A 20,648-nucleotide genomic window follows, 5' to 3' on the forward strand; every position below is an offset into this window, starting at 1 on the left:
GGAAAGTGTATGAAAGATTTAATATCTGTTGTTGTAACATGTTACAACCATCAAGACTACATTGAACAGTGTTTGCGCAGTATTTTTAGGCAGACCTATCAAAATATCGAGTTACTGGTATTGGATGATGGTTCCACAGACAAGTCCGCCCAGATTATCCAAGAAACTTTGCAAGATTCCCCTTTCCCGACGAGCTTTGAAAGTCATGAAAATATGGGGGTCGTCAAGACAAGAAATAAGGCATTGCAACAAATTCAAGGTACTTATTTTATTTTTGTAGATAGCGATGATTTTCTAGATGCTGACTATATTGAGAGCTTCTACACAACCATGGTGCAAGAGGAGGCAGATATTGTCTATGGTGATTTATACGACCCTGATAAAAAGGAAGTGTATCTTAAATCACAGCCATATGACAAGCAGGCTTTTTTAACAGATAATTATATCTCCAATTGTTCTCTCATTCGTCGCTCAATCGCTGATGGTATTTATTATGACGAGGCGCTTAATTATAAAAAATTAGAAGACTATGATTTTCTTCTAAACTTAATTATCAATCAAGGGGCGAAACCTGTTTATGATGAAAAAACAAAGTTGAATTATCGGGTCTTTGATAAAGAGTCTGTCTCTAAGCGAGATTCTACTAGATACCATTACGAAATATATTTGCAAATTATAAAGAAGTACATGGATAAACTTCCTAATGAGATTTACCACGCTTTGTCTGAAAATATCTTTACTCTGGAAGGCCGGCTGGATAATTTGATTCAGCATATGGACAGGGTATCTGACTATATCCAAGAGCTAAAGGGAAACTGGGAACGTGATAGCGAATTGATTTATCAATATCAGGATGACATTGATGAATTACGTAACTCACTTTCTTATCGTGTTGGGAATGCTATTGTGACACCGATTAAACAAGTAGGACAGGTTGTCAAGAATCCGCGGCGTATCAGAGCGCTCTTATCTCAGTTGAAACACCAGTGCATCTCCATAAAAAGAAATATCAAATCGCCAAAAACCTATTATTATCGGGTTTTACGTCATTCTCAGCGAAAGCAGCTTCAACATATGAGTGGCAAAAAGTGCCTAGTCTATGTCATTTTTGAGGCAGAAGAGAATCTTCAGCGCTACAAGGTTCTGTTTTTAGAGAAATTAGCATCTTTGGTAGATGAAACGCTGATTGTGGTAAATGGAGGATTGAAATCAGAGGATTTATCTACCTTAGAACAATATGGGCAAGTTCTGGTAAGGGATAATACAGGTTATGATGCCGCGGCATTTAGGGAAGGGATTTTGACCTTTGGTAAGGAAAAGTTGCAAACTTATTCTCAACTCTTGCTAGTCAATGATACGAATATTGGTCCAATGCGAGATTTGAATGAGGTCTTCCAAACAATGGCGGAGAGAAATCTTGATTTTTGGGGGATTTCCTTTGGTGAAGCACAAGAAGATGCCACGAATTTCAATCAATACGGCTATATTCCAGAGCATCTACAATCTTATTTTCTCGTAATTGAGTCTTTATTGCTTCGGTCAGAGGAGTTTTTCGACTATTGGAATAACCTAACCGATACGGATTCACGTGATAAGGCTATTGGAAAACACGAAACAACTTTTACTAAGTATTTTGCAGATTTAGGCTATCGCTATGATGCCTTGGTCCCTGAAAACAAAGATAGTGCTATGTATATCCATCCTTTGAGAATGCTTAGGGCTGGTAGTCCTTTGGTTAAATACACCTCATTACAAAATTACAATGAGCAGCAGTTTTGTTGGCAGGGGCTAGAAAGACGAACAGAAGTACCTGATTTGCTCAATTATGTGCGAAAAGAAACAGATTATCCAGTTGAAATATTGGAAAACATTGTACAAAAATTCAAATCAATCTCTAGAGAACAATATATCTTGATTATAGATGGGGTTGAAAACATCATTCCGCAATGTACGCGCTACCGAGTGCTGAACAAAGCAGAACAGTTGCGAAAAAACGGCTTCACGGTCAAAGTAGTAAATTTATCAGAGTTTGAGATTTCTCAGGCTCAGCATGCTAGTCATATTATTATCTATCGTGCTCCCTGGTCTTATCAACTTCAATTCTTGTGCGATACAGCTAGAAGAGATAAAAAGCCAGTTTATTTTGACATTGATGATTTGGTTTTTGATACAGTTTATACAGATCAGTTGAGCTATACTCAAGGCTTATCAGAGAAGGAGAAGGGCAACTATGATGCTGGTGTCAAAAATTATGGCAAGATGTTAGCTGCCTGTGATGGAGCGATTACTTCAACACTCCAATTGCAGGAAGAATTGCTCAAATATCAAGATAAGGTGTTGCTGAACAGAAACCGAGCTTCCAGTGACTTGATTGAAATCAGTTCTCACTTTATCAAAGATTATAGTCAGCAGAACCCTAAAGTCAAGATTGGCTATTTTTCAGGTTCTATCAGTCATAATGAAAATTTTGAATTGATAAAACCAGCCATCCAGTCCTTGCTTGAAATTTACAAAAATGTGGAGCTTCATATCGTCGGCCATTTGGATATTCCAGAGGATATGAAGGCCTATCAGCAGCAGATTGTTGTCCATGACTATGTTGACTGGAAGGATTTACCTCAGCTGATTAGTCGGGTGGATATCAATCTAGCTCCGCTGGTTGACTCGGTCTTTAATCGGGCCAAGTCGGAAATCAAATGGATGGAGGCTGCCTTAGTAAAAGTTCCTACAGTTGCCAGTCACATTGGAGCTTTCTCTGATATGGTTAAAGATGGGCAGACTGGTCTTCTGGCTAAAGACGGGGAGTGGAAAGAAAAGTTAGAGCGTTTAATTCTTTCGTCTGACCTACGTCAGGAATTAGCAGAAAATGCCTATGATTTTGTTCTTGAAAACTGCAGTTTAGATAGTAAAGATGAAATGGTGAATGATTTTGAAAAGAAGTAAGACGATAAAAATAGAAAATATCTTTTTGGTCTTGGCGACGGTCTTTGTCATGACATTTATGGTGGTTCAACCGATCAACCGTGTTCCAGATGAAACGAATCACGCCCGCATGACTTGGGAGATTTTCCATAAGCCAACAGAGAAAACCTACAAGTGGATGGAAAATATCTCTGCGGAACCGAATGTTTCCCCAGCAGAGTATAAGAAGCTTTTTACGGAAAAATTGGATTTATCTCAGGAAGAGTCTACTTTGGGGATTAATCTCAAAACTCTTTCCTTTTTACCGCAGCTAATCGGCATGGCTTTGGGAACGTTTATCTATCCATCAGTAGGAGTTATTCTCATGATGGGACGATTTTTTAACGGCCTAGCCTATATTTTGGGTGTTTACTTCCTGATTAAGTATTTTAAGTATGGCAAGAAAGCTCTCTTTTTCATTTCGCTTCTGCCAATTATGGTTCAGCAGGCAGCTTCTCTCTCTTATGATGTGATGAACTATTTGGAGATTATGCTGGTTATTGGTTTTTTCACTAACATTGCTTCCAGCAAGAAATTTACCAATAAAAATGTCATCCAGCTTTTGGTCATATCCATCGGTCTCTTTGCAACCAAACTGAACAATGTCTTATTGCTAGGCTTATTGCCTTTCATTGATTTTGAAATTGAAGGGTTCTTAGCTGTTTTGAACAAGCCTTTTCTTGCGACCAAGGCATTTATCGGTCGTCATCGCTATGTTTTTTACAGTTTGGCTTTTGTTGCTGTTTTCTTAGCCTTGCATTTGCTTTTTCGTCATCAAGGAGGGCTCTTCCACTACAGTAGGGTTCTGCTTAACACCTTGTTTAAACAGCGCATGAACGGTGACCTCAATACCATATTGACCATTGGTCTCTTTGGATTTTTGGGTAATTTCACCATTCAGTTGCCCCTGTGGCTAATCTTTCTTGATGTAGCGGTACTGACTATCATCTTCTTACAGTCTAAGAAGGATTTTATGACGAAGTCCTATGCAACTGTCTCCGCTTATCTTTTCCTTTTGCAGGTCATTTCCGTTGTCACCATCATGTATCTAGAGTGGACTCCGATTGTTTTAGGAAAAGGTGCTCAGATATCCGTTGGAACTCAGGGCCGCTATTTTACGCCTTTCCTAATTCTCTTCTTACCCCTTCTTGCAAATTTAGGCAAGTTGGAGATTCAGGAGCGAACAGTTAAAAACTTGCTTATAGGAACTTTGTCAGCTAACTTTTTAATTTCAATCTATTTAATGATTCCATTCTATTGGAATTGGTAAGGATAAGCTATGAAGAAAAATATTTTATTCATTTCGCCGACTGGAACCTTGGATAATGGAGCAGAGATTTCTATTTTCCATCTGATGAAGTATTTGGTTCAAGATGGCTATCACGTTATCAATGCGATACCAGATTATCATGTCCAAGTCCAGCAAGACTATATTTCTACTCTTGCAAAAGAAGGAATTAGAACCATTGCTCTGCCATCTGTCAAATGGTGGTGGGAGGATGCACCAGGTGGTCTTCCTGGAACTCATGAAGAGAGGGTAAATTCTTACCAAGAAAATATTGCTGCGCTGAGAAAGTTAATGGTAGATAGCCATATTGACTTGGTCATTACAAATACAGTTAATATGTTTCAAGGAGCAGTAGCAGCAGCTTGTGAGGATATTCCGCATTTTTGGCTGATTCATGAATTTCCTGAAGGAGAATTTGGTTATTATAAAGAGAAAATTGATTTTGTAGATGAATATTCTCAGGAGATTTTTGCGGTGACAGGTTCTCTACAAAAAAGCTTAGCCCAGCTTCTCCCTCATAGGGAAATTCGTTCCTTTGCCCCTTTTACAGAGATTGTATCGGAAAAGGAGCAAAAACTTGCTGGGGCTGAGTGTCGTATCCTGTCAGTTGGTCGTCTGACAGAGAGAAAAAATCAACTAGAACTCCTTCAAGCTTATGCACAACTCCCTCAGCCAAGACCAGAACTAGTCTTTATTGGGGCTTGGGACGACGAATATAAGAATAAGTGCGAGTCCTATATAGTTGAACATCAGTTGCAAGGTGTCCAGTTTTTAGGATATCGTGATAATCCTTGGGCTGAAGCAACAACGGCTGATATAGCAGTATTTCCATCTGCTATGGAGACCTTTGGCCTAGTTTATATAGAATCCATTATGAATGGTCTGCCAACCATCCTATCAGATAATCCTGGCCATCTATCGGCTTATGAAATGTTCGAGGAGGGTCAACTCTATCCTACGGGAGATGTAGATGAATTAACAGATCAAATCCAGCAATGTTTAGAGGATTTCAAATACTTGAAAAAGCGCTCTATAGATAACATAGAAAGAGTAAAGAATCTTTACAAGGTTTCCAGTGTTTATCATGACATATTAGAAGAAATCGATCATTCTGATACAAATAGCGGTCATTCTTTGCGACACATAAAATTTTTATTTGAACCGCGTCCTTCTGCTTCGCCAATAAGTACTTTCTTGAATAAAGTAAAGAGAAAAATAATTTTCTTAAAAAATTAAAGAATCTTTTTAAGTGGTAGTAGCCTACAACGGATGATATAAAAGTCGAATCAAACAATAATTTTGCTTAGGCGATATTATGATTTGTTCGATTTTTTTGTCTGTTGCCCACAAACCACCAATAAAATGATATAATAGACTAGATTGTAAATCTTTGAATAGAGGAAAAACATGAGACATGTCTTCATCATCGGAAGTCGCGGGCTTCCTGCTAAATATGGCGGATTTGAAACCTTTGTTGAGAAATTAGTAGAAAATAAGGTTTCTTCTGAAATCCAGTATCATGTAGCTTGTTTATCAGATGATGAAGCTTTTCATCATTTCGATTACAAGGGAGTAGATTGCTTCACGGTTAAGGCTCCTAAGTTAGGACCGGCTCGGGTGATCGCTTATGATATGATGGCCATCCATTATTCTTTAAAGCTAGTGCAAGAGCAACAGATTGAGTGTCCAATTTTTTATATTTTAGGCAATACGATTGGAACCTTTGTGGCGCCTTTTGCACATAAAATTCAAAAAGCAGGCGGGATTTTCTTTATCAATCCAGATGGTCTGGAATGGAAGCGGGCCAAGTGGCCTAAGCCAGTTCAAGCCTATCTCAAATATTCTGAGAAGGTTATGACCAAGCATGCTGATCTGGTCATTGCGGACAATCAAGGCATTGCAAGCTATATAAAACATTCCTATCCTTGGTCTAAGACGGCTTTCATTGCTTATGGGACAGACCTCCAGCTATCTTCTCTTGACTCTCAGGATACTCGCGTGCGTGGTTTTTTTGAGAAATGGCAGAGCAGAGAAAAGGAATATTATTTGATTGTTGGCCGTTTTGTGCCAGAAAACAACTACGAGACCATCATTCGGGAATTTATGAAATCCAAAACCCAACGTGACTTGCTGATTATCTGCAATCATGAAGGCAATCCCTATTTTGAAGAACTCAAGCAGAAAACCGGATTTGACAAGGATGCTCGGATTAAGTTTGTCGGGACAGTCTATGATCAGGAACTGCTCAAATATATCCGCAATCAAGCCTTTGCCTATTTGCATGGACACGAAGTCGGCGGGACCAATCCTGGACTTTTGGAGGCACTAGCGCAGACCGATGCCAATTTGGTTTTGGATGTGGACTTCAACCATCAAGTAGCCAAAGAAGCCGCTCTTTACTGGAAAAAAGAAGAGGGACAGTTGGCTCAGCTGATTAACAGAGTAGATGGTCAAATTGACTTTTCTGAGCTCGGTCAGGCAGCCAAAAAAAACATGAAAGAAAACTACACTTGGGAAAAAATTGTGGGTGAATACGAGGAGCTATTTTTATCATGAGAGTGACTATTCTTCTGTCAACCTATAATGGTGAGCAGTTTCTGGTAGAGCAGATCGAAAGTATTCAAGCTCAAACTTATAGGGATTGGCAGCTCTTGATTCGAGATGACGGATCTAGCGATAGGACGCGAGCTATTATTGAGGATTTTTGTCGCCAAGATAGCCGGATCTTCTTTATCAATCCAAAAGAACCTCAAAATTTGGGCGTCATTAAGAGTTTTCATAGCTTGCTTAAATATCAGGATTCGGATTTTTACTTTTTTAGTGATCAGGATGATGTCTGGTTGCCAGATAAGTTGGCGATTCAGTTAGCAGCAGCAGAGAAATACGATGCTTCCTTACCTTTGTTGGTCTATACGGATCTAAAAGTGGTGGATCAGGAGCTAAATATTGTTCACGAAAGTATGATTCGGACGCAGTCTGACCATGCCAATACCGAATTGATTCAGGAATTGACGGAAAATACAGTGACAGGCGGCGTTTCGATGATCAACCAAGCTCTGGCTGATTTGTGGACAGGGCAGGAGGAGCATGAACTGCTCATGCACGATTGGTATCTGGGCTTGTTGGCTTCGGCCTTTGGGCAACTCGTTTATCTAGATCAGCCAGGAGAACTTTACCGCCAACATTCCAATAATGTTTTAGGAGCCCGAACCTTACGTAAGCGGATGAAGAACTGGATTCATCCTAGCCGTCTATTTGCTAAATATTGGAAATTGATAAAAGACAGTCAGACTCAGGCCCGCAACCTTCTCAGCCAGCCTCTGACAGCTGAAAATAGAGAAATTATTGACAATTTTGTGACAATCATGGAAGCCCCTTTTGCAGAGCGGCTGCGACGTATTCGAAAGTATGGCTACAGAAAAAATCGTGCCTTTCATACTTTGGTTTTCACGACACTCATTCTCACAAAATTTGCTTATAAGGAGTAATATGCATGCTAGATTATTTTAGCCAAAAAAACTGGATTCTCTTGAGAGAATTGGTTAAAACAGATTTCAAATTGCGTTATCAAGGCAGTTTCATTGGGCATTTGTGGTCGATTTTAAAACCCTTAATGCTTTTTACCATTATGTATCTTGTTTTCGTTCGTTTCCTGCGTTTTGATGATGGAACGCCTCATTATGCAGTATCGCTTCTCTTAGGGATGGTGACTTGGAATTTTTTCTCAGAAGCGACCAATATGGGCATGATGTCCATTGTTGCGCGAGGGGACTTACTGCGAAAACTGAATTTTTCTAAATCAATTATCGTTTTTTCAGCTATTACTGGTGCAGCGATCAACTATGCGATCAATTTGTTGGTTGTTTTTGCTTTTGCTCTGATTAATGGAGTATCAATCACGCTAGGATGGCTAGTTATTATCCCGCTTTTTCTGGAATTAGTTTTGATTTCAGCTGGTTTTGCCTTTATGTTGGCGACACTTTTTGTTAAATATCGTGATATTGGACCCATTTGGGAAGTAGTGCTGCAGGCAGGCCTGTATGCGACACCGATTATTTATTCACTGACTTATATCCTGAAGGGTGGGCATGTTTTGGTCGCTAAGCTGATGATGCTCAATCCAATGGCTCAGATTATTCAAGATCTTCGTCATTTTATCGTTTTCTCAGGCAGTACTCGAGGCTGGGATTTGATGGACCATTATTGGATTGCGCTGATTCCTTATTTATTGCCAATAGTGATATTTGGGCTTGGATATTATATCTTTAATAAAAATGCTAAGAGATTTGCGGAGATTTTATAATGTCAAATAATATTGCAGTAAAAGTTGACCATGTCAGTAAGTTTTTTAAACTGCCAACAGAGTCAACACAAAGTTTAAGAACAAGCCTAGTTAACCGCTTTCGAGGAATCAAAGGTTACAAAGAGCAGAACATTCTTAAGGATATTTCTTTTGAAGTGGAAAAGGGAGATTTTTATGGAATTGTTGGCCGTAATGGTTCTGGCAAGTCCACTCTTCTGAAAATTATCTCAGAGATTTATATTCCCGAAAAGGGCACAGTGACCATTGATGGCAAGTTGGTTTCCTTTATCGAGCTAGGTGTTGGCTTCAATCCAGAGCTGACCGGCCGCGAAAATGTCTATATGAATGGCGCTATGCTGGGCTTCTCAACTGAAGAAGTAGATGCCATGTACGATGATATCGTGGAGTTTGCTGAGTTGGGTGAGTTTATGAATCAAAAACTCAAAAATTATTCTAGCGGGATGCAGGTTCGCTTGGCCTTTTCAGTTGCGATCAAGGCACAGGGAGACATTCTGATTTTGGATGAGGTTCTGGCTGTCGGGGATGAAGCCTTCCAGCGCAAGTGCAATAATTATTTTATGGAACGGAAGCATTCGGGAAAGACAACTATTTTAGTAACTCACGACATGAATGCCGTCAAAAAGTATTGTAATAAGGCTGTTTTGATTGAAAATGGCTTAGTCAAAGTTGTCGGAAATCCAGATGATGTAGCTAACCAATACAGTTTGGATAATGCAACTGACACCAAAGCTATGAACGAAGATTATGTCGCTGAAAAGGAATCTGAGGCAGTCTCTGATTTAGAGGTTCGTCTACTAAGCTCTCCTCAGACAGCACCAACTGAAGAAATTGAATTTGAAATTAGCTATCAAGTCAATCAGGATATGCCAACCTACATAGCCTTTTCACTGACTGATATCGACCGTACCATTTGGTTGTATAATGATAATTCAATGGATAATTTGACAGAAGGAACAGGAAAAAAGACACTTAAATACAAATGCCATCTTTCCCAAATCAATCATGCAAAATTGAAATTGCAGGTTTCTGTGCGTGATGAAGAGAATCAGATTTTAGCCTTTGCAGATTCTAAGAATACTCCAGTCCTTATCATCAGCCGACGGGATCTTAAAGATGACGATATCTCTGCAAAAGACTCAGCAACGGGCTTGATTCAGCGCAATGGGGTCTGGGAAATCTCTCAATAAAATGATAAGGTGTTTTCATGGAACGAATATTACTCTATGTTCATTTTAATAAATATAAGCGCGTGAGTAATCATGTCTTCTACCAATTAGAACAGCTCAAGCCCCTGTTTTCCAAAATTATTTTTATTTCAAATAGTCATATCGAAGAAGCAATTAAGAAAAAGTTGCACGACGAATTTGGGATAAGCAATGTGTTGGAGCGGGACAATCAAGGTTATGATTTTGCGGCTTGGCGGGATGGAATGAGCGCCATAGGTTTTGAGGAGCTCAAAACCTACGACTCTCTGACTCTGATGAATGATACTTGTTTTGGTCCGCTCTGGGATTTGGAGGCTATTTATAAGAGGTTTGAGGACGATACCCAGGTTGATTTTTGGGGCATGACCAACTTTCGAAAAACAAAGTATTTTGAAGAACATCTGCAGAGTTACTTTGTTACCTTTAAGCAGCAGATATTGAGGTCAATTTCTTTTCAAGAATTTTGGGAACAGGTAAAAGATTTTACTGATGTTCAAGATGTAATTGACCACTACGAGACGAAATTCACCCAATATTTTACAGAGGCAGGTTTTACCTATCAGGCTGCCTTTGATACTCGTCTAGAAGAAGCAGCGGATTTAATTCATCCAGACTTTACTTATTATAAGCCTTTTACTATTCTTGAGAAAAAGGTTCCCTTTTTGAAAGTGAAAGCTATCAGTGGCAATCCTTTTTCTGCGAGGTATCTGCTGGAAGAAATCAAAGAGAGAACTTCTTATCCTGTTTCTTTAATTTCTGAGCATATATTTGAATATGTTGGTCCAGATGTACCCTGCCTTTTGCAGGATAAGCAGCTTTTGATAGATGATAAGAATGACTCACCAGAAAAGCCGGTGGCGCTTCATATTCATGTGACAGATCTTCAAATCTTTGAGCAATTTAAAGAAAATTGGGAAATTCTTCCTCTACAATACCAATTTGTGGTGACGACAGCTGACGAAGCAATCTTTGCTCAGCTTTTGGGAAACGTATCAGACCGCTATCAGGTTCTTTTTGGAAAAGAAGAAAATCCTATGAAGGCGATGCTTGAACAGAGTGAGTTGCTGCAGCAATTTGCTTTCGTTGGGCATATTTCTACTGCAATTTTAGTAGATGGAATGCCTCAGCTTGATAAAGCGATGCGTAGAGATTTGATGGAGATGATGTTTGAAAATGCCAATGCTAGTATTAAAGTCTTGGAACAAGATGCTAAGCTTGGGATCGTTATACCAGATCTTCCAAGTTTAGTCAGATATGGATTGTTTGAGCAAAAAATATTTCGGAAAGAAATGGCTGCAATTTGGCAGGAGCTCCATTGCCAGAAACCGTTTGATTTTGAACAACATCCTGTTTTTGCCAGAGTGTATGGTGGCTTTTTTTGGTTTAAACCTTCCGTATTGACTGGTCTTTTTCAAAATGAGTACCAGTTATCAGCTCAAATAGAACCTCAAGTTTTAGAAAGTTTATTGGTTTATTTGGCTTGGGATCAGGACTATGATTTTAAAATCATGCCTAAAACCCCATTGCCTGCTCTATTAGACTTGCAAAGAGAAGCAGAACAATTAATCCAGCAGAAAGGGAAACTGGTTCATAAGAGCCTAGCAAAAAAAGTTAGAACTTATTTATCGAGTCTTTTAAAGGCACGATAATCTGTTTCTTAGAAAGAAAAATGAAACTTTTGATTAATTATTATAAGCAGATTTCTTATTTGCTTATCAGCTTTTTATTTTTAGATATTACAGCCGTCACCACTCTATTTTTACTTCAAGTAAATAAGAACATAGAAAATTACAGTAGCTTAGGGTTTGTTTTTCTTGGTTTAATCGTGGCTCTATTTGGCTTAGGGCAGATTGTATCCCAACTGCTAAGTCGAAAGCTGCTAATATGGTCTGCTATCGTCTATGCTTCTTACATACTATTTTCTTACTTGCTAACGGTTACTCAGCATATTAATGATTTTGACTTTAAGACAGAAAATTTACTTAGTAATCACTTTTTTCAAGTGAACGGCCTACCTTATTTGCTCCTTATTTTTTTCTTCGCCTATCTTATAAACTATTTCCCTTCTTTAAAAAAATATAATTCTCTGGACTATTTTATTGTTGATAAATACAATAAATATTTTCTAGAGAAACTCTTTCTGTCTCAGTCCCTTATTTTCTTGTCTTTAACAGATGATAAGATGACAGGTGTTTTTCAGCACCAAAGTTTGCTGACGACTTATCTTACAGATAAAGGATTTGAAATCTCTCAAGATTCTATTTTAAAATTAATTGGTTTTATTATTTTACTCTTTCTTTTATTTTTGATCCCTAGCTTTTTAGGGATAAAGGGATTAAAAGATATTTCGAAAAACAGAGGCAGTTTTTCAGTTGCTGTTTTATGCAGCGCAGTTCTTTCTGTCATTTTCAACTATACTATTCAAAATAGTATTCGAGGAGATGTTTCGGTTTTAGAACTGCATTTATTTGCAGGGGCAAGTCTCTTTCAGATAGCAGTATTTTTTGCAGCATTTATTTTTATCTACCTTGTTTTCAATCAAATTTTCTTAGCAAGCATTGTCATATTGGCTACGATTATTCTTGCAACCATTGCCAGTAGTTTGAAATTTCAATATCGTCACGAACCTATTCTGCCAAGTGATGTTAGCTGGCTAAAAAATCCAAAAATTTTATTTGATTTTCTTGGTGGCAATTATGGAATCTATACTATTGCAGGATTGGCAGCTCTTGGAGCTTTCTATTGGTTTTTCCGTAGAAGGATTTTACCTGGGAAAATTTTATCGATGATAAAAATGCAGCTTATGTTACTGGCTTTTCCTATTATTTTTTTTCTAGGTATTTTACAGATATTCTCTTCGAAAGAAAATGGTAAAGTAGCTGACAACATCCCCGTTATCTCTATTTTAAATAATTATCATGACTTGACTTGGTTTGGTAATACAGTTAATTCGCAAATGAGGTCTATCTCTTTTGTTTGGTTTACTCAATTATCAGATAAGGCTATGATCCAGCCGGCAGGATATTCCAAAGAAAAAATTCAGGAAATAGAAAAAAATATGGAGAACTTGCTGATTCCATTAATCAGGAACGTCAACATAACATTGAACAGCAGACTGTCATTTATGTCCTCAGTGAAAGTTTTTCTGATCCTGCCCGGATTGACGGCGTGTCTATGTCAGAAAATCCAATTCCAAATATTCAGGAAATTATGTCTAAGACAACCAGTGGGTTGATGCAGTCAGACGGTTATGGCGGTGGAACAGCAAATATGGAGTTTCAAACGTTGACCGGTCTGCCATTTTATAATTTGTCACCATCTGTTTCAGTTATTTATACGGAAGTAGTGCCAAAGATGAACAAACTTCCGGCTATCAGTGATTTTTACACTTCTCAAAATCGTACCGTGATTCATTTGGCCTCACCAAGTAATTATTCCAGAGACATCATTTATAAAGATCTGGGATATGATACCTTTATTCATTATGGAACTCAAGGGTTGCAGGGAGATCATATTGGTGGAAACTATAGTGATAAAACGACCTATAATCAAGTCTTAGATCGCCTAAAAACAGACCAAAGTCAATTTTTCTCAGTTATGACGATGCAAAATCATATGCCTTGGACGGAAGTCAATCCGATTTATATGTCTGCTAGTTACCCAGGTTTCACGGAGGCAGGAAATAAATCCTTATCCAGCTATGTAAGGATGCTCTACCACACAGACAATGCGACCAAGGATTTTTTGGATAAGCTTTCTAAGATTGATAAAAAGATAACAGTGGTCTTTTATGGTGATCATTTACCAGGCTTATATCCTCAATCAGCTTTTAAGGATCATCCTGAAAACCAATTTCTAACAGATTACTTTATCTGGAGTAATTATGAGACACCCAAGCTGGACTATCCTTTGGTTAACTCTAGTGATTTTTCTGCCTTGTTGCTTGAGCAGACCAATTCTAAAGTATCTCCTTACTATGCTTTATTGACCGAAGTTCTTCATAAGGCTAGTGTGGACAAGAAGGCACTGGAGCCATTAGCACAAGAAATTGCAGATGATTTGAAATTGATCGAATATGATATGGTTGGCGGAAAAGGCTATCTTTCAAAGGATTTCTTCGCTATGCCAGCGAAATAAAAAATAGAATAGGTTTACCAATTCTATTTTTTATTATTTTATGCTAAACTAGTAGTAAGGGGGTGAAGATATGATAAAGATTTTTGGGAAAGTACGCTATCATTGGCAACCAGAAATGTCGGTTTTAGTTATTTATTGGTCTTTGTCGGTTATCCCGATCTTTATAGGGCTGGCCTTAATGTATGAAAGTTCTAGAGTACCAACTCTTGTTCTCTTTTCCTTCTTCTTATTTATGGTTTTGTTGGGCATTGGTGTGCATCGATATTTCACCATATATGATGATGGGATCTTGCGGATTATTACGGCAAATCCTTTTACGCCAATCAAGATTGACATTTCAACTATCGAGAAGTTAGAAGTAACAAAGACCTCAATCACTCTTCATTTTACAGGGAAAAGTCGTAGCAGAACCTTCTGTATGCGCAAATGGCCAAAAAAATATTTTGTCAACGCCTTGGCTCTGAATGAGCATTTTAAAGGGGAAGTCGAATTGGTAGATAATTTTACTCTTCTAGATTATTTTGAAGTCTATTATGGTGATAAGGCTAAGAAAAACTAATCTTTTAGCAGTGCTCTGGTTGGACAATTTTTGATGGCTTCGAGAATATCGGGATGGTCAGGGACTTCTTTTTCTAACAGTTGGTCATCTTGATAAAATTTGACAATGCCATTATCGTGATAGTCAAAGATGTCTGAGTAAGTTTGGCAGAGCCCACAGGCAATGCAGCGTTCGGGAATGAGTGTAATTTTCATACTCATATTGTAATAAGATTTTTAGAAAAACTCAAGGAGGAAGTCATGGAAAAAGAACCATGGGAAGCAGATGTATACGATAATGGAGAAGAGAAATTGAAAAGAATTAAAAAAGTTCAAGCGAGTCGAGTAGATCGTATTTTGACGGTTTTAGTAACTGTTTTTTTGATATTGGTCATTGCAGTTACGTGCTTCTTGGTCTACCTTTCTATTGGTGGAAGTAATAAGAAGACGAGTATGGAAGGCTTTTATGGGACTTCTGCTGCTGTTGCCTCGTCAAGTAGTACGGAGCAACCTGCTTCAACAGAGGCGGCGGCTACACCTGAAGGAGAAACGACAGAATCATCTGAAGGGACTTTGACGGTTCAGCCTGGTGAAGGTGAGGCGGCTATTGCTGCGCGTGCAGGCATTTCTATTGCAAAATTAGAGCAGCTAAATCCATCGCACATGTCCACTGGTTCCTGGTACGCCAATCCAGGTGATGTTGTTAAGATTCAGTAGGAGCGGGTTATGAAACAGATTCAAATTGCTATTGATGGACCTGCTTCAAGTGGGAAATCCACTGTTGCAAAAATCATTGCAAAAGATTTTAATTATACCTATTTAGATACTGGAGCCATGTACCGTGCAGCGACATATTTGGCTTTGCGAAATCATTTGACTGAAAATGACGCAGCAGAGATTGTGGAACTGCTTGAGACTTATTCGGTCAGTTTTGGTCGTGCAGATAACGGTGAGCAGCTGGTGTTTGTTGGGGATGTAGATGTGACCCATCCGATTCGTGAAAATGAAGTTACCAATAATGTGTCGTGGGTGTCGGCTATCCCAGAAGTACGTGAAAAACTAGTTTATTTGCAGCAGTTGATTGCTGCTCAAGGTGGCATTGTCATGGATGGTCGTGATATTGGAACGGTCGTATTGCCAAATGCAGAACTTAAAATTTTTCTAGTTGCATCGGTCGAGGAGAGAGCGGAGCGCCGTTATAAAGAAAATCTTGCAAAAGGTATTCCGGCTGATTTGGAAACTCTTAAAAAGGAAATTGCTGAGCGGGACTATAAAGACAGTCATCGCGCTGTATCGCCTTTAAAACCAGCGGCTGATGCGATTCATTTTGACACGACAGGTGTTGGAATCGCAGAAGTTGTCGCATTTATTGAAGAAAAAGCGAAAAAAATCATTGACAAATAAAAAGAAACTTGATATGATAGTAGAGTTGAGAAAAGCAGAAGTGAGAACTTCTCGCCTTGCGACTAACGTTGTCTGGCTCTACAGGATTCAGTTTCAGTGATGAAATACTATCATGTAGTGCGGGTTTGCGTTAGCAGGTCCGCACTTGTTTTTCTCGAAAAATAAAAAAAGAGGTGAAAACCATAGCAAAACAAGACTTATTCATCAATGATGAAATTCGTGTGCGTGAAGTTCGGTTGATCGGTCTTGACGGCGAACAATTAGGTATTAAACCACTTAGTGAAGCGCAATCTCTTGCGGATGAGGCGAATGTCGATTTGGTCCTGATTCAGCCACAAGCTAAACCACCTGTTGCGAAAATTATGGACTATGGCAAGTTCAAGTTTGAGTACCAGAAAAAGCAGAAAGAACAACGTAAAAAACAGAGCGTTGTCACTGTGAAAGAAGTACGTCTCAGTCCAACGATTGATAAAGGGGACTTTGATACAAAGCTTCGTAACGCACGCAAGTTCCTTGAAAAAGGGAATAAAGTTAAGGTATCTATTCGCTTTAAAGGTCGGATGATTACCCACAAAGAGATTGGAGCTAAGGTCTTAGCAGACTTTGCTGAAGCGACTCAAGATGTTGCGATCATTGAGCAAAGACCTAAAATGGATGGACGTCAGATGTTCATGCAAATGGCACCGATTAGTGACAAAAAATAAACTGTCAGAAAGTTAGAAAAAGGAGATTTTACCATGCCAAAACAAAAAACACACCGCGCATCAGCTAAACGTTTCAAACGTACAGGTTCTGGTGGCTTGAAGCGTTTCCGTGCTTACACTTCTCACCGTTTCCACGGAAAAACTAAGAAACAACGTCGTCATCTTCGTAAAGCAGGAATGGTGCATGCAGGAGATTTCAAACGTATCAAAGCAATGCTTACAGGTCTTAAGTAAGAGATTTTGTGACACTTATCTAGGAAATATTGGAGGAAAATAAACATGGCACGTGTTAAAGGTGGCGTTGTATCACGCAAACGTCGTAAACGTATTTTAAAATTAGCAAAAGGTTACTATGGAGCAAAACACATCTTGTTCCGTACTGCAAAAGAGCAAGTAATGAACTCTTACTACTATGCATACCGTGACCGTCGTCAGAAAAAACGCGACTTCCGCAAACTTTGGATCACTCGTATCAATGCGGCAGCTCGTATGAACGGACTTTCATACTCACAATTGATGCATGGTTTGAAATTGGCTGAGATCGAAGTTAACCGTAAAATGCTTGCTGACTTAGCTGTTAACGATGCAGCAGCTTTCACAGCTCTTGCAGATGCAGCTAAAGCTAAACTTGCTAAATAAGAAGATAAAAAGTTGAAACGATGTTTCAGCTTTTTTCTTGTTAGGGTGACAATCGCTAAGTGTTTTAGTATAATATAGTGAGAATGGATGGAGGAGTGAATGATGATGTCAAATCGGTTAGCTTGGGATGAATATTTTGCGGCGCAGGCACTTTTGATTGCCAATCGTTCGACCTGCAAACGGGCTAAGGTTGGAACGGTCTTAGTCAAGGATAATAAGGTTATTTCGACCGGCTATAATGGATCCGTTTCAGGCACGGAGCACTGCATCGATCATGAGTGTTTGGTCATTGACGGGCATTGTGTACGGACCTTGCATGCGGAGGTCAATGCTATCTTGCAAGGAGCGGAGCGAGGCGTGCCTAAAGGTTTTACGGCTTATGTGACCCATTTCCCCTGTCTCAACTGTACCAAGCAGCTGCTTCAGGTAGGTTGCAAACGGGTGGTCTATATCAACCAATATCGGATAGATGACTATGCCCAGTACCTCTACAAGGAAAAAGAAGTGGAACTGATGCATCTGCCGTTGGAAGATGTTAAGGAAGCTATTGCTCAGACGGATTTGGTTTAGGCTGGTGGGAGGTGATACAAAAGCCCCTGCAATCCCCAGTTCCATCTGAGCTAATAATAGAGTTTGAGTTATAGTTTTGGGCTATAACTTTTCTTTTGAAAAGAATTCAGCATTATTTATTAAAAAGTGATATAATGAAAAGGTTATATAGTCCCGATAAGATGGTAGGAAACTTCTATCAGTACTTTGTAACTCGCAAACAATGACGGCTCCAAAGTCGCTCGTCATTCTACGGTTGCCCCTATATTGCGGTCAACCGATGCGTCTTACTAGCTTCAGAAATAAAAAAGTATCGTTTTATTTCTTTCGCGTCGTAACTCGTAGGTGATATGATTTGCAATCATTTTGGAGTTTGTTTATTTGTTTAATATTTTTTAAGGGGGGACATTTTTATGTCAGAACGTAAACTTTTCACGTCTGAGTCTGTATCGGAGGGACATCCCGATAAGATTGCAGACCAAATTTCCGATGCTATTTTGGATGCTGTCTTGAGTCAGGATCCAGATGCCCATGTGGCTGCTGAAACAGCAGTTTATACGGGCTCAGTTCATGTTTTTGGGGAAATTTCAACCACAGCTTATGTAGACATTAATCGTGTGGTTCGTGATACCATTGCAGAGATTGGCTACACCAATACAGAGTATGGCTTTTCGGCAGAGACAGTCGGTGTGCATCCATCTTTGGTGGAGCAGTCGCCAGATATTGCTCAGGGTGTCAATGAAGCTTTGGAGGTTCGTGGGAATACAGACCAAGATCCATTGGACTTGATTGGAGCTGGAGATCAGGGGCTTATGTTTGGCTTTGCAGTGGATGAAACGCCAGAGCTCATGCCGCTTCCTATCTCGCTCAGTCACAAGCTGGTCCGTCGATTGGCAGAGTTGCGCAAATCAGGAGAGATTGCCTATCTGCGTCCAGATGCGAAGTCACAGGTGACCGTTGAGTATGATGAAAATGACCAGCCAGTGCGCGTGGATACGGTGGTTATTTCGACCCAGCATGACCCAGAAGCGACCAATGAAGAGATTCATCGTGATGTGATCGAAAAAGTGATTAAAGCAGTTATCCCAGCCCAGTATTTGGATGAGAAGACAAAATTCTTCATCAATCCAACCGGCCGTTTTGTAATCGGCGGTCCTCAAGGGGACTCTGGCTTGACAGGACGCAAGATTATTGTAGATACTTACGGTGGTTACGCTCGACATGGTGGCGGTGCCTTCTCGGGTAAGGATGCAACCAAGGTCGACCGCTCGGCTTCATACGCAGCTCGCTACATTGCTAAAAATATCGTGGCAGCTGGACTAGCTAAGAAAGCAGAAGTACAGTTGGCCTATGCTATTGGTGTAGCGCAGCCGGTTTCTGTACGTATTGATACCTTTGGGACTGGACTTGTTGCAGAAAGCAAGCTGCAGGAAGCTGTTCGTCAGATTTTTGACCTGCGTCCGGCCGGTATCATTCAAATGCTGGATTTGAAACGTCCGATCTATCGTCAGACGGCAGCTTATGGCCACATGGGTAGGACAGACATTGATTTGCCTTGGGAAAAGTTGGATAAGGTAGAGGCTTTGCAAGCAGCAGTGAAATAAGTATTTTACTTGATACAAAAACAACAAACAAGCTCTATTTCCAGAAAAATTCTGGAGATGGGTTGTTTGTTGTTTTTCTTTTATGGTTTTCAGCTTGCTTGTAACAGTGAGGTGGAAGCACTAGAGGCTTAAAGCAAAATGAGCCAATGCTGTAATAAGAGTTGAATGACTACTTATAAAAGGTGTTGTTTTCTAACGGACTGCCTCCAAATCAATGCTTAGAACCTTGTGAAGGCTCCTTATTGGAAAATCACATTTTGCAATTGCTTATTTGAAAGTAACACAGACAGCTTCTGGTACATAGAAATCATGAGATAACTCAGTCAATCTTCCTGTTTCAGTATCGCGTTTGAAGACAGTTGCATTGTCGGAGTCTTGATGGACGGCAATGATATAGTTTTGGTCAGGTGTGATATTGAAATCGCGCGGATTTTTGCCGTTTGTTGGCGTGATTTCGACAAGCTGCAAACTCCCATCAGCCAGAATTTGATAAACGGCTATCGAATCATGGCCGCGGTTAGAGCCGTAGAGGAACTTGCCGTCTGCAGAGAGGCGAATGGCTGCGGTGCCATTAAATTCATCAAATCCTTCTGGGAGAGTTGAGATGGTCTGCAGGTGCTCAAACTGCCCAACGCCATCGTAAATCAACACTTCAATGGTTGAGTTTAATTCGCAGATGAGATAGGCCAATTTATGGTGATTATGAAAGACAATGTGGCGTGCTCCAGCTCCAGCAGCACATGTGTATGTATCAAGTTTATTCAGTTTTCCAGCTTCTGTCACATCGTAGGTGGTCACTTGATCCGTTCCGAGGTCACAAGTAATCAGGTATTGATCGGGTGTCAAGTCAGTATAATGGACATGGGCAGAGGCTTGGTTAGCATGAGGACCTTGGCCGATATGAGTGTCCACATCAGCCAGCTTTAGGCTGCCATCTTCCTGCTGTTTGTAGACTAGCACTTGCCCCTTGTGATAGTTGGCTCCGTAAACAAGCCCTCTCTCCTCATCAACAGCGACATAGCAAAGCGGAGCGCCGTCTTCCACCACACGATTGAGCAGCTGAGCCTTTTGGTCGTAGGCAGCAATTCCACCTTGTCCATCTTCTGCACCAACTGTGTAAAGATGACCAGCTTGGTCAAAGGCTAGATAGGTGGGGCTTGGTTCCTCAGCTACTAACTCCAAGTTTGATAGCAGGCCCTTTTCAGTATCAAAATCTGCCTTATAAATCCCTTGCGAATCTCGGCGGGTATATGTTCCAAAATAAACTGTTTGAGTCATTTCTACACCTCATTCTTT

The 20,648-nt window shown here is 39.8% G+C and carries 18 protein-coding genes, 1 pseudogene and 1 other annotated feature; of the genes and pseudogenes, 17 read left to right on the forward strand and 2 right to left on the reverse strand.

The features are described from left to right. The first annotated feature begins 9 nt into the window (after positions 1-9). From AC5FEC_RS00180 to AC5FEC_RS00225, 10 genes and pseudogenes are all read left to right on the forward strand, one after another. Positions 10-2,943 (forward strand): rhamnan synthesis F family protein, encoded by a 2,934-nt coding sequence (locus tag AC5FEC_RS00180; RefSeq protein WP_493660899.1) that lies wholly within the window; start codon positions 10-12, stop codon positions 2,941-2,943. After that, on the forward strand, positions 2,930-4,231 hold the full coding sequence (locus AC5FEC_RS00185; protein WP_493660976.1) for a DUF2142 domain-containing protein: 1,302 nt from the start codon (positions 2,930-2,932) through the stop codon (positions 4,229-4,231). The genes AC5FEC_RS00180 and AC5FEC_RS00185 overlap by 14 nt, the downstream gene beginning before the upstream one ends. Positions 4,232-4,240: 9 nt before the next feature. Further along, positions 4,241-5,485: a glycosyltransferase family 4 protein gene (locus tag AC5FEC_RS00190; RefSeq protein WP_493660900.1), complete on the forward strand. Its 1,245-nt coding sequence runs from the start codon at positions 4,241-4,243 to the stop codon at positions 5,483-5,485. Positions 5,486-5,656: 171 nt separating this feature from the next. Continuing rightward, positions 5,657-6,805 carry a beta 1-4 rhamnosyltransferase Cps2T gene (gene cps2T, locus AC5FEC_RS00195; protein WP_493660901.1) on the forward strand — a complete coding sequence of 383 codons (1,149 nt, stop codon included), beginning with the start codon at positions 5,657-5,659 and terminating at the stop codon, positions 6,803-6,805. After that, on the forward strand, positions 6,802-7,737 hold the full coding sequence (locus AC5FEC_RS00200; protein WP_493660902.1) for a glycosyltransferase family 2 protein: 936 nt from the start codon (positions 6,802-6,804) through the stop codon (positions 7,735-7,737). The genes cps2T and AC5FEC_RS00200 overlap by 4 nt, the downstream gene beginning before the upstream one ends. A 5-nt stretch (positions 7,738-7,742) precedes the next feature. Next, on the forward strand, positions 7,743-8,552 hold the full coding sequence (locus AC5FEC_RS00205) for an ABC transporter permease (RefSeq protein WP_037616339.1): 810 nt from the start codon (positions 7,743-7,745) through the stop codon (positions 8,550-8,552). Then, entirely contained in the window at positions 8,552-9,760 is a 1,209-nt protein-coding gene (locus AC5FEC_RS00210; RefSeq protein ID WP_493660903.1) for an ABC transporter ATP-binding protein, read from the forward strand. The genes AC5FEC_RS00205 and AC5FEC_RS00210 overlap by 1 nt, the downstream gene beginning before the upstream one ends. Positions 9,761-9,777: 17 nt before the next feature. Then, a complete protein-coding gene (locus AC5FEC_RS00215) occupies positions 9,778-11,427 on the forward strand; it encodes a rhamnan synthesis F family protein (protein ID WP_493660904.1) in 1,650 nt (549 codons plus the stop codon). Between the two features lie 20 nt (positions 11,428-11,447). After that, positions 11,448-13,915, forward strand: a pseudogene (locus AC5FEC_RS00220) (LTA synthase family protein). Positions 13,916-13,985: 70 nt separating this feature from the next. Beyond that, on the forward strand, positions 13,986-14,474 hold the full coding sequence (locus AC5FEC_RS00225) for an EbsA family protein (RefSeq protein ID WP_037616331.1): 489 nt from the start codon (positions 13,986-13,988) through the stop codon (positions 14,472-14,474). Here the strand turns inward: AC5FEC_RS00225 and AC5FEC_RS00230 are convergent. Beyond that, complete coding sequence (locus AC5FEC_RS00230) at positions 14,471-14,668, reverse strand: ferredoxin (protein WP_280513234.1); 198 nt, start codon at positions 14,666-14,668, stop codon at positions 14,471-14,473. The genes AC5FEC_RS00225 and AC5FEC_RS00230 overlap by 4 nt on opposite strands. 45 nt (positions 14,669-14,713) lie before the next feature. On the opposite strand from AC5FEC_RS00230, the gene AC5FEC_RS00235 reads away from it, so the two are divergent. The 7 genes from AC5FEC_RS00235 to metK all read left to right on the forward strand — a co-directional run bounded on the left by AC5FEC_RS00235 (position 14,714) and on the right by metK (position 19,352). Further along, the gene (locus AC5FEC_RS00235; protein ID WP_493660905.1) at positions 14,714-15,169 is read left to right on the forward strand and encodes an SAG1386/EF1546 family surface-associated protein; all 456 of its coding nucleotides are present in this window, start codon (positions 14,714-14,716) and stop codon (positions 15,167-15,169) included. A gap of 9 nt (positions 15,170-15,178) precedes the next feature. Then, positions 15,179-15,856: a (d)CMP kinase gene (gene cmk / locus AC5FEC_RS00240; RefSeq protein ID WP_493660906.1), complete on the forward strand. Its 678-nt coding sequence runs from the start codon at positions 15,179-15,181 to the stop codon at positions 15,854-15,856. Between the two features lie 26 nt (positions 15,857-15,882). Next, positions 15,883-16,013: a sequence feature (ribosomal protein L20 leader region), on the forward strand. A gap of 16 nt (positions 16,014-16,029) precedes the next feature. Continuing rightward, complete coding sequence (gene infC, locus AC5FEC_RS00245; RefSeq protein WP_037616322.1) at positions 16,030-16,560, forward strand: translation initiation factor IF-3; 531 nt, start codon at positions 16,030-16,032, stop codon at positions 16,558-16,560. A gap of 33 nt (positions 16,561-16,593) precedes the next feature. Next, positions 16,594-16,794: a 50S ribosomal protein L35 gene (gene rpmI / locus AC5FEC_RS00250; protein WP_002895038.1), complete on the forward strand. Its 201-nt coding sequence runs from the start codon at positions 16,594-16,596 to the stop codon at positions 16,792-16,794. Positions 16,795-16,839: 45 nt separating this feature from the next. Continuing rightward, positions 16,840-17,199, forward strand: coding sequence for a 50S ribosomal protein L20 (gene rplT / locus AC5FEC_RS00255; RefSeq protein ID WP_003003310.1), 360 nt, complete (start codon positions 16,840-16,842; stop codon positions 17,197-17,199). A 102-nt stretch (positions 17,200-17,301) separates the two neighbouring features. Then, positions 17,302-17,769, forward strand: coding sequence for a deoxycytidylate deaminase (locus tag AC5FEC_RS00260; RefSeq protein WP_037616427.1), 468 nt, complete (start codon positions 17,302-17,304; stop codon positions 17,767-17,769). Between the two features lie 392 nt (positions 17,770-18,161). Beyond that, entirely contained in the window at positions 18,162-19,352 is a 1,191-nt protein-coding gene (metK, locus tag AC5FEC_RS00265) for a methionine adenosyltransferase (protein WP_493660907.1), read from the forward strand. A 267-nt stretch (positions 19,353-19,619) separates the two neighbouring features. On the opposite strand, the gene AC5FEC_RS00270 is transcribed toward metK, so the two are convergent. Continuing rightward, complete coding sequence (locus tag AC5FEC_RS00270; RefSeq protein ID WP_493660908.1) at positions 19,620-20,630, reverse strand: lactonase family protein; 1,011 nt, start codon at positions 20,628-20,630, stop codon at positions 19,620-19,622. Positions 20,631-20,648 lie beyond the last annotated feature (18 nt).

The sequence above is a fragment of the Streptococcus sp. STC1396 genome (assembly GCF_058933875.1).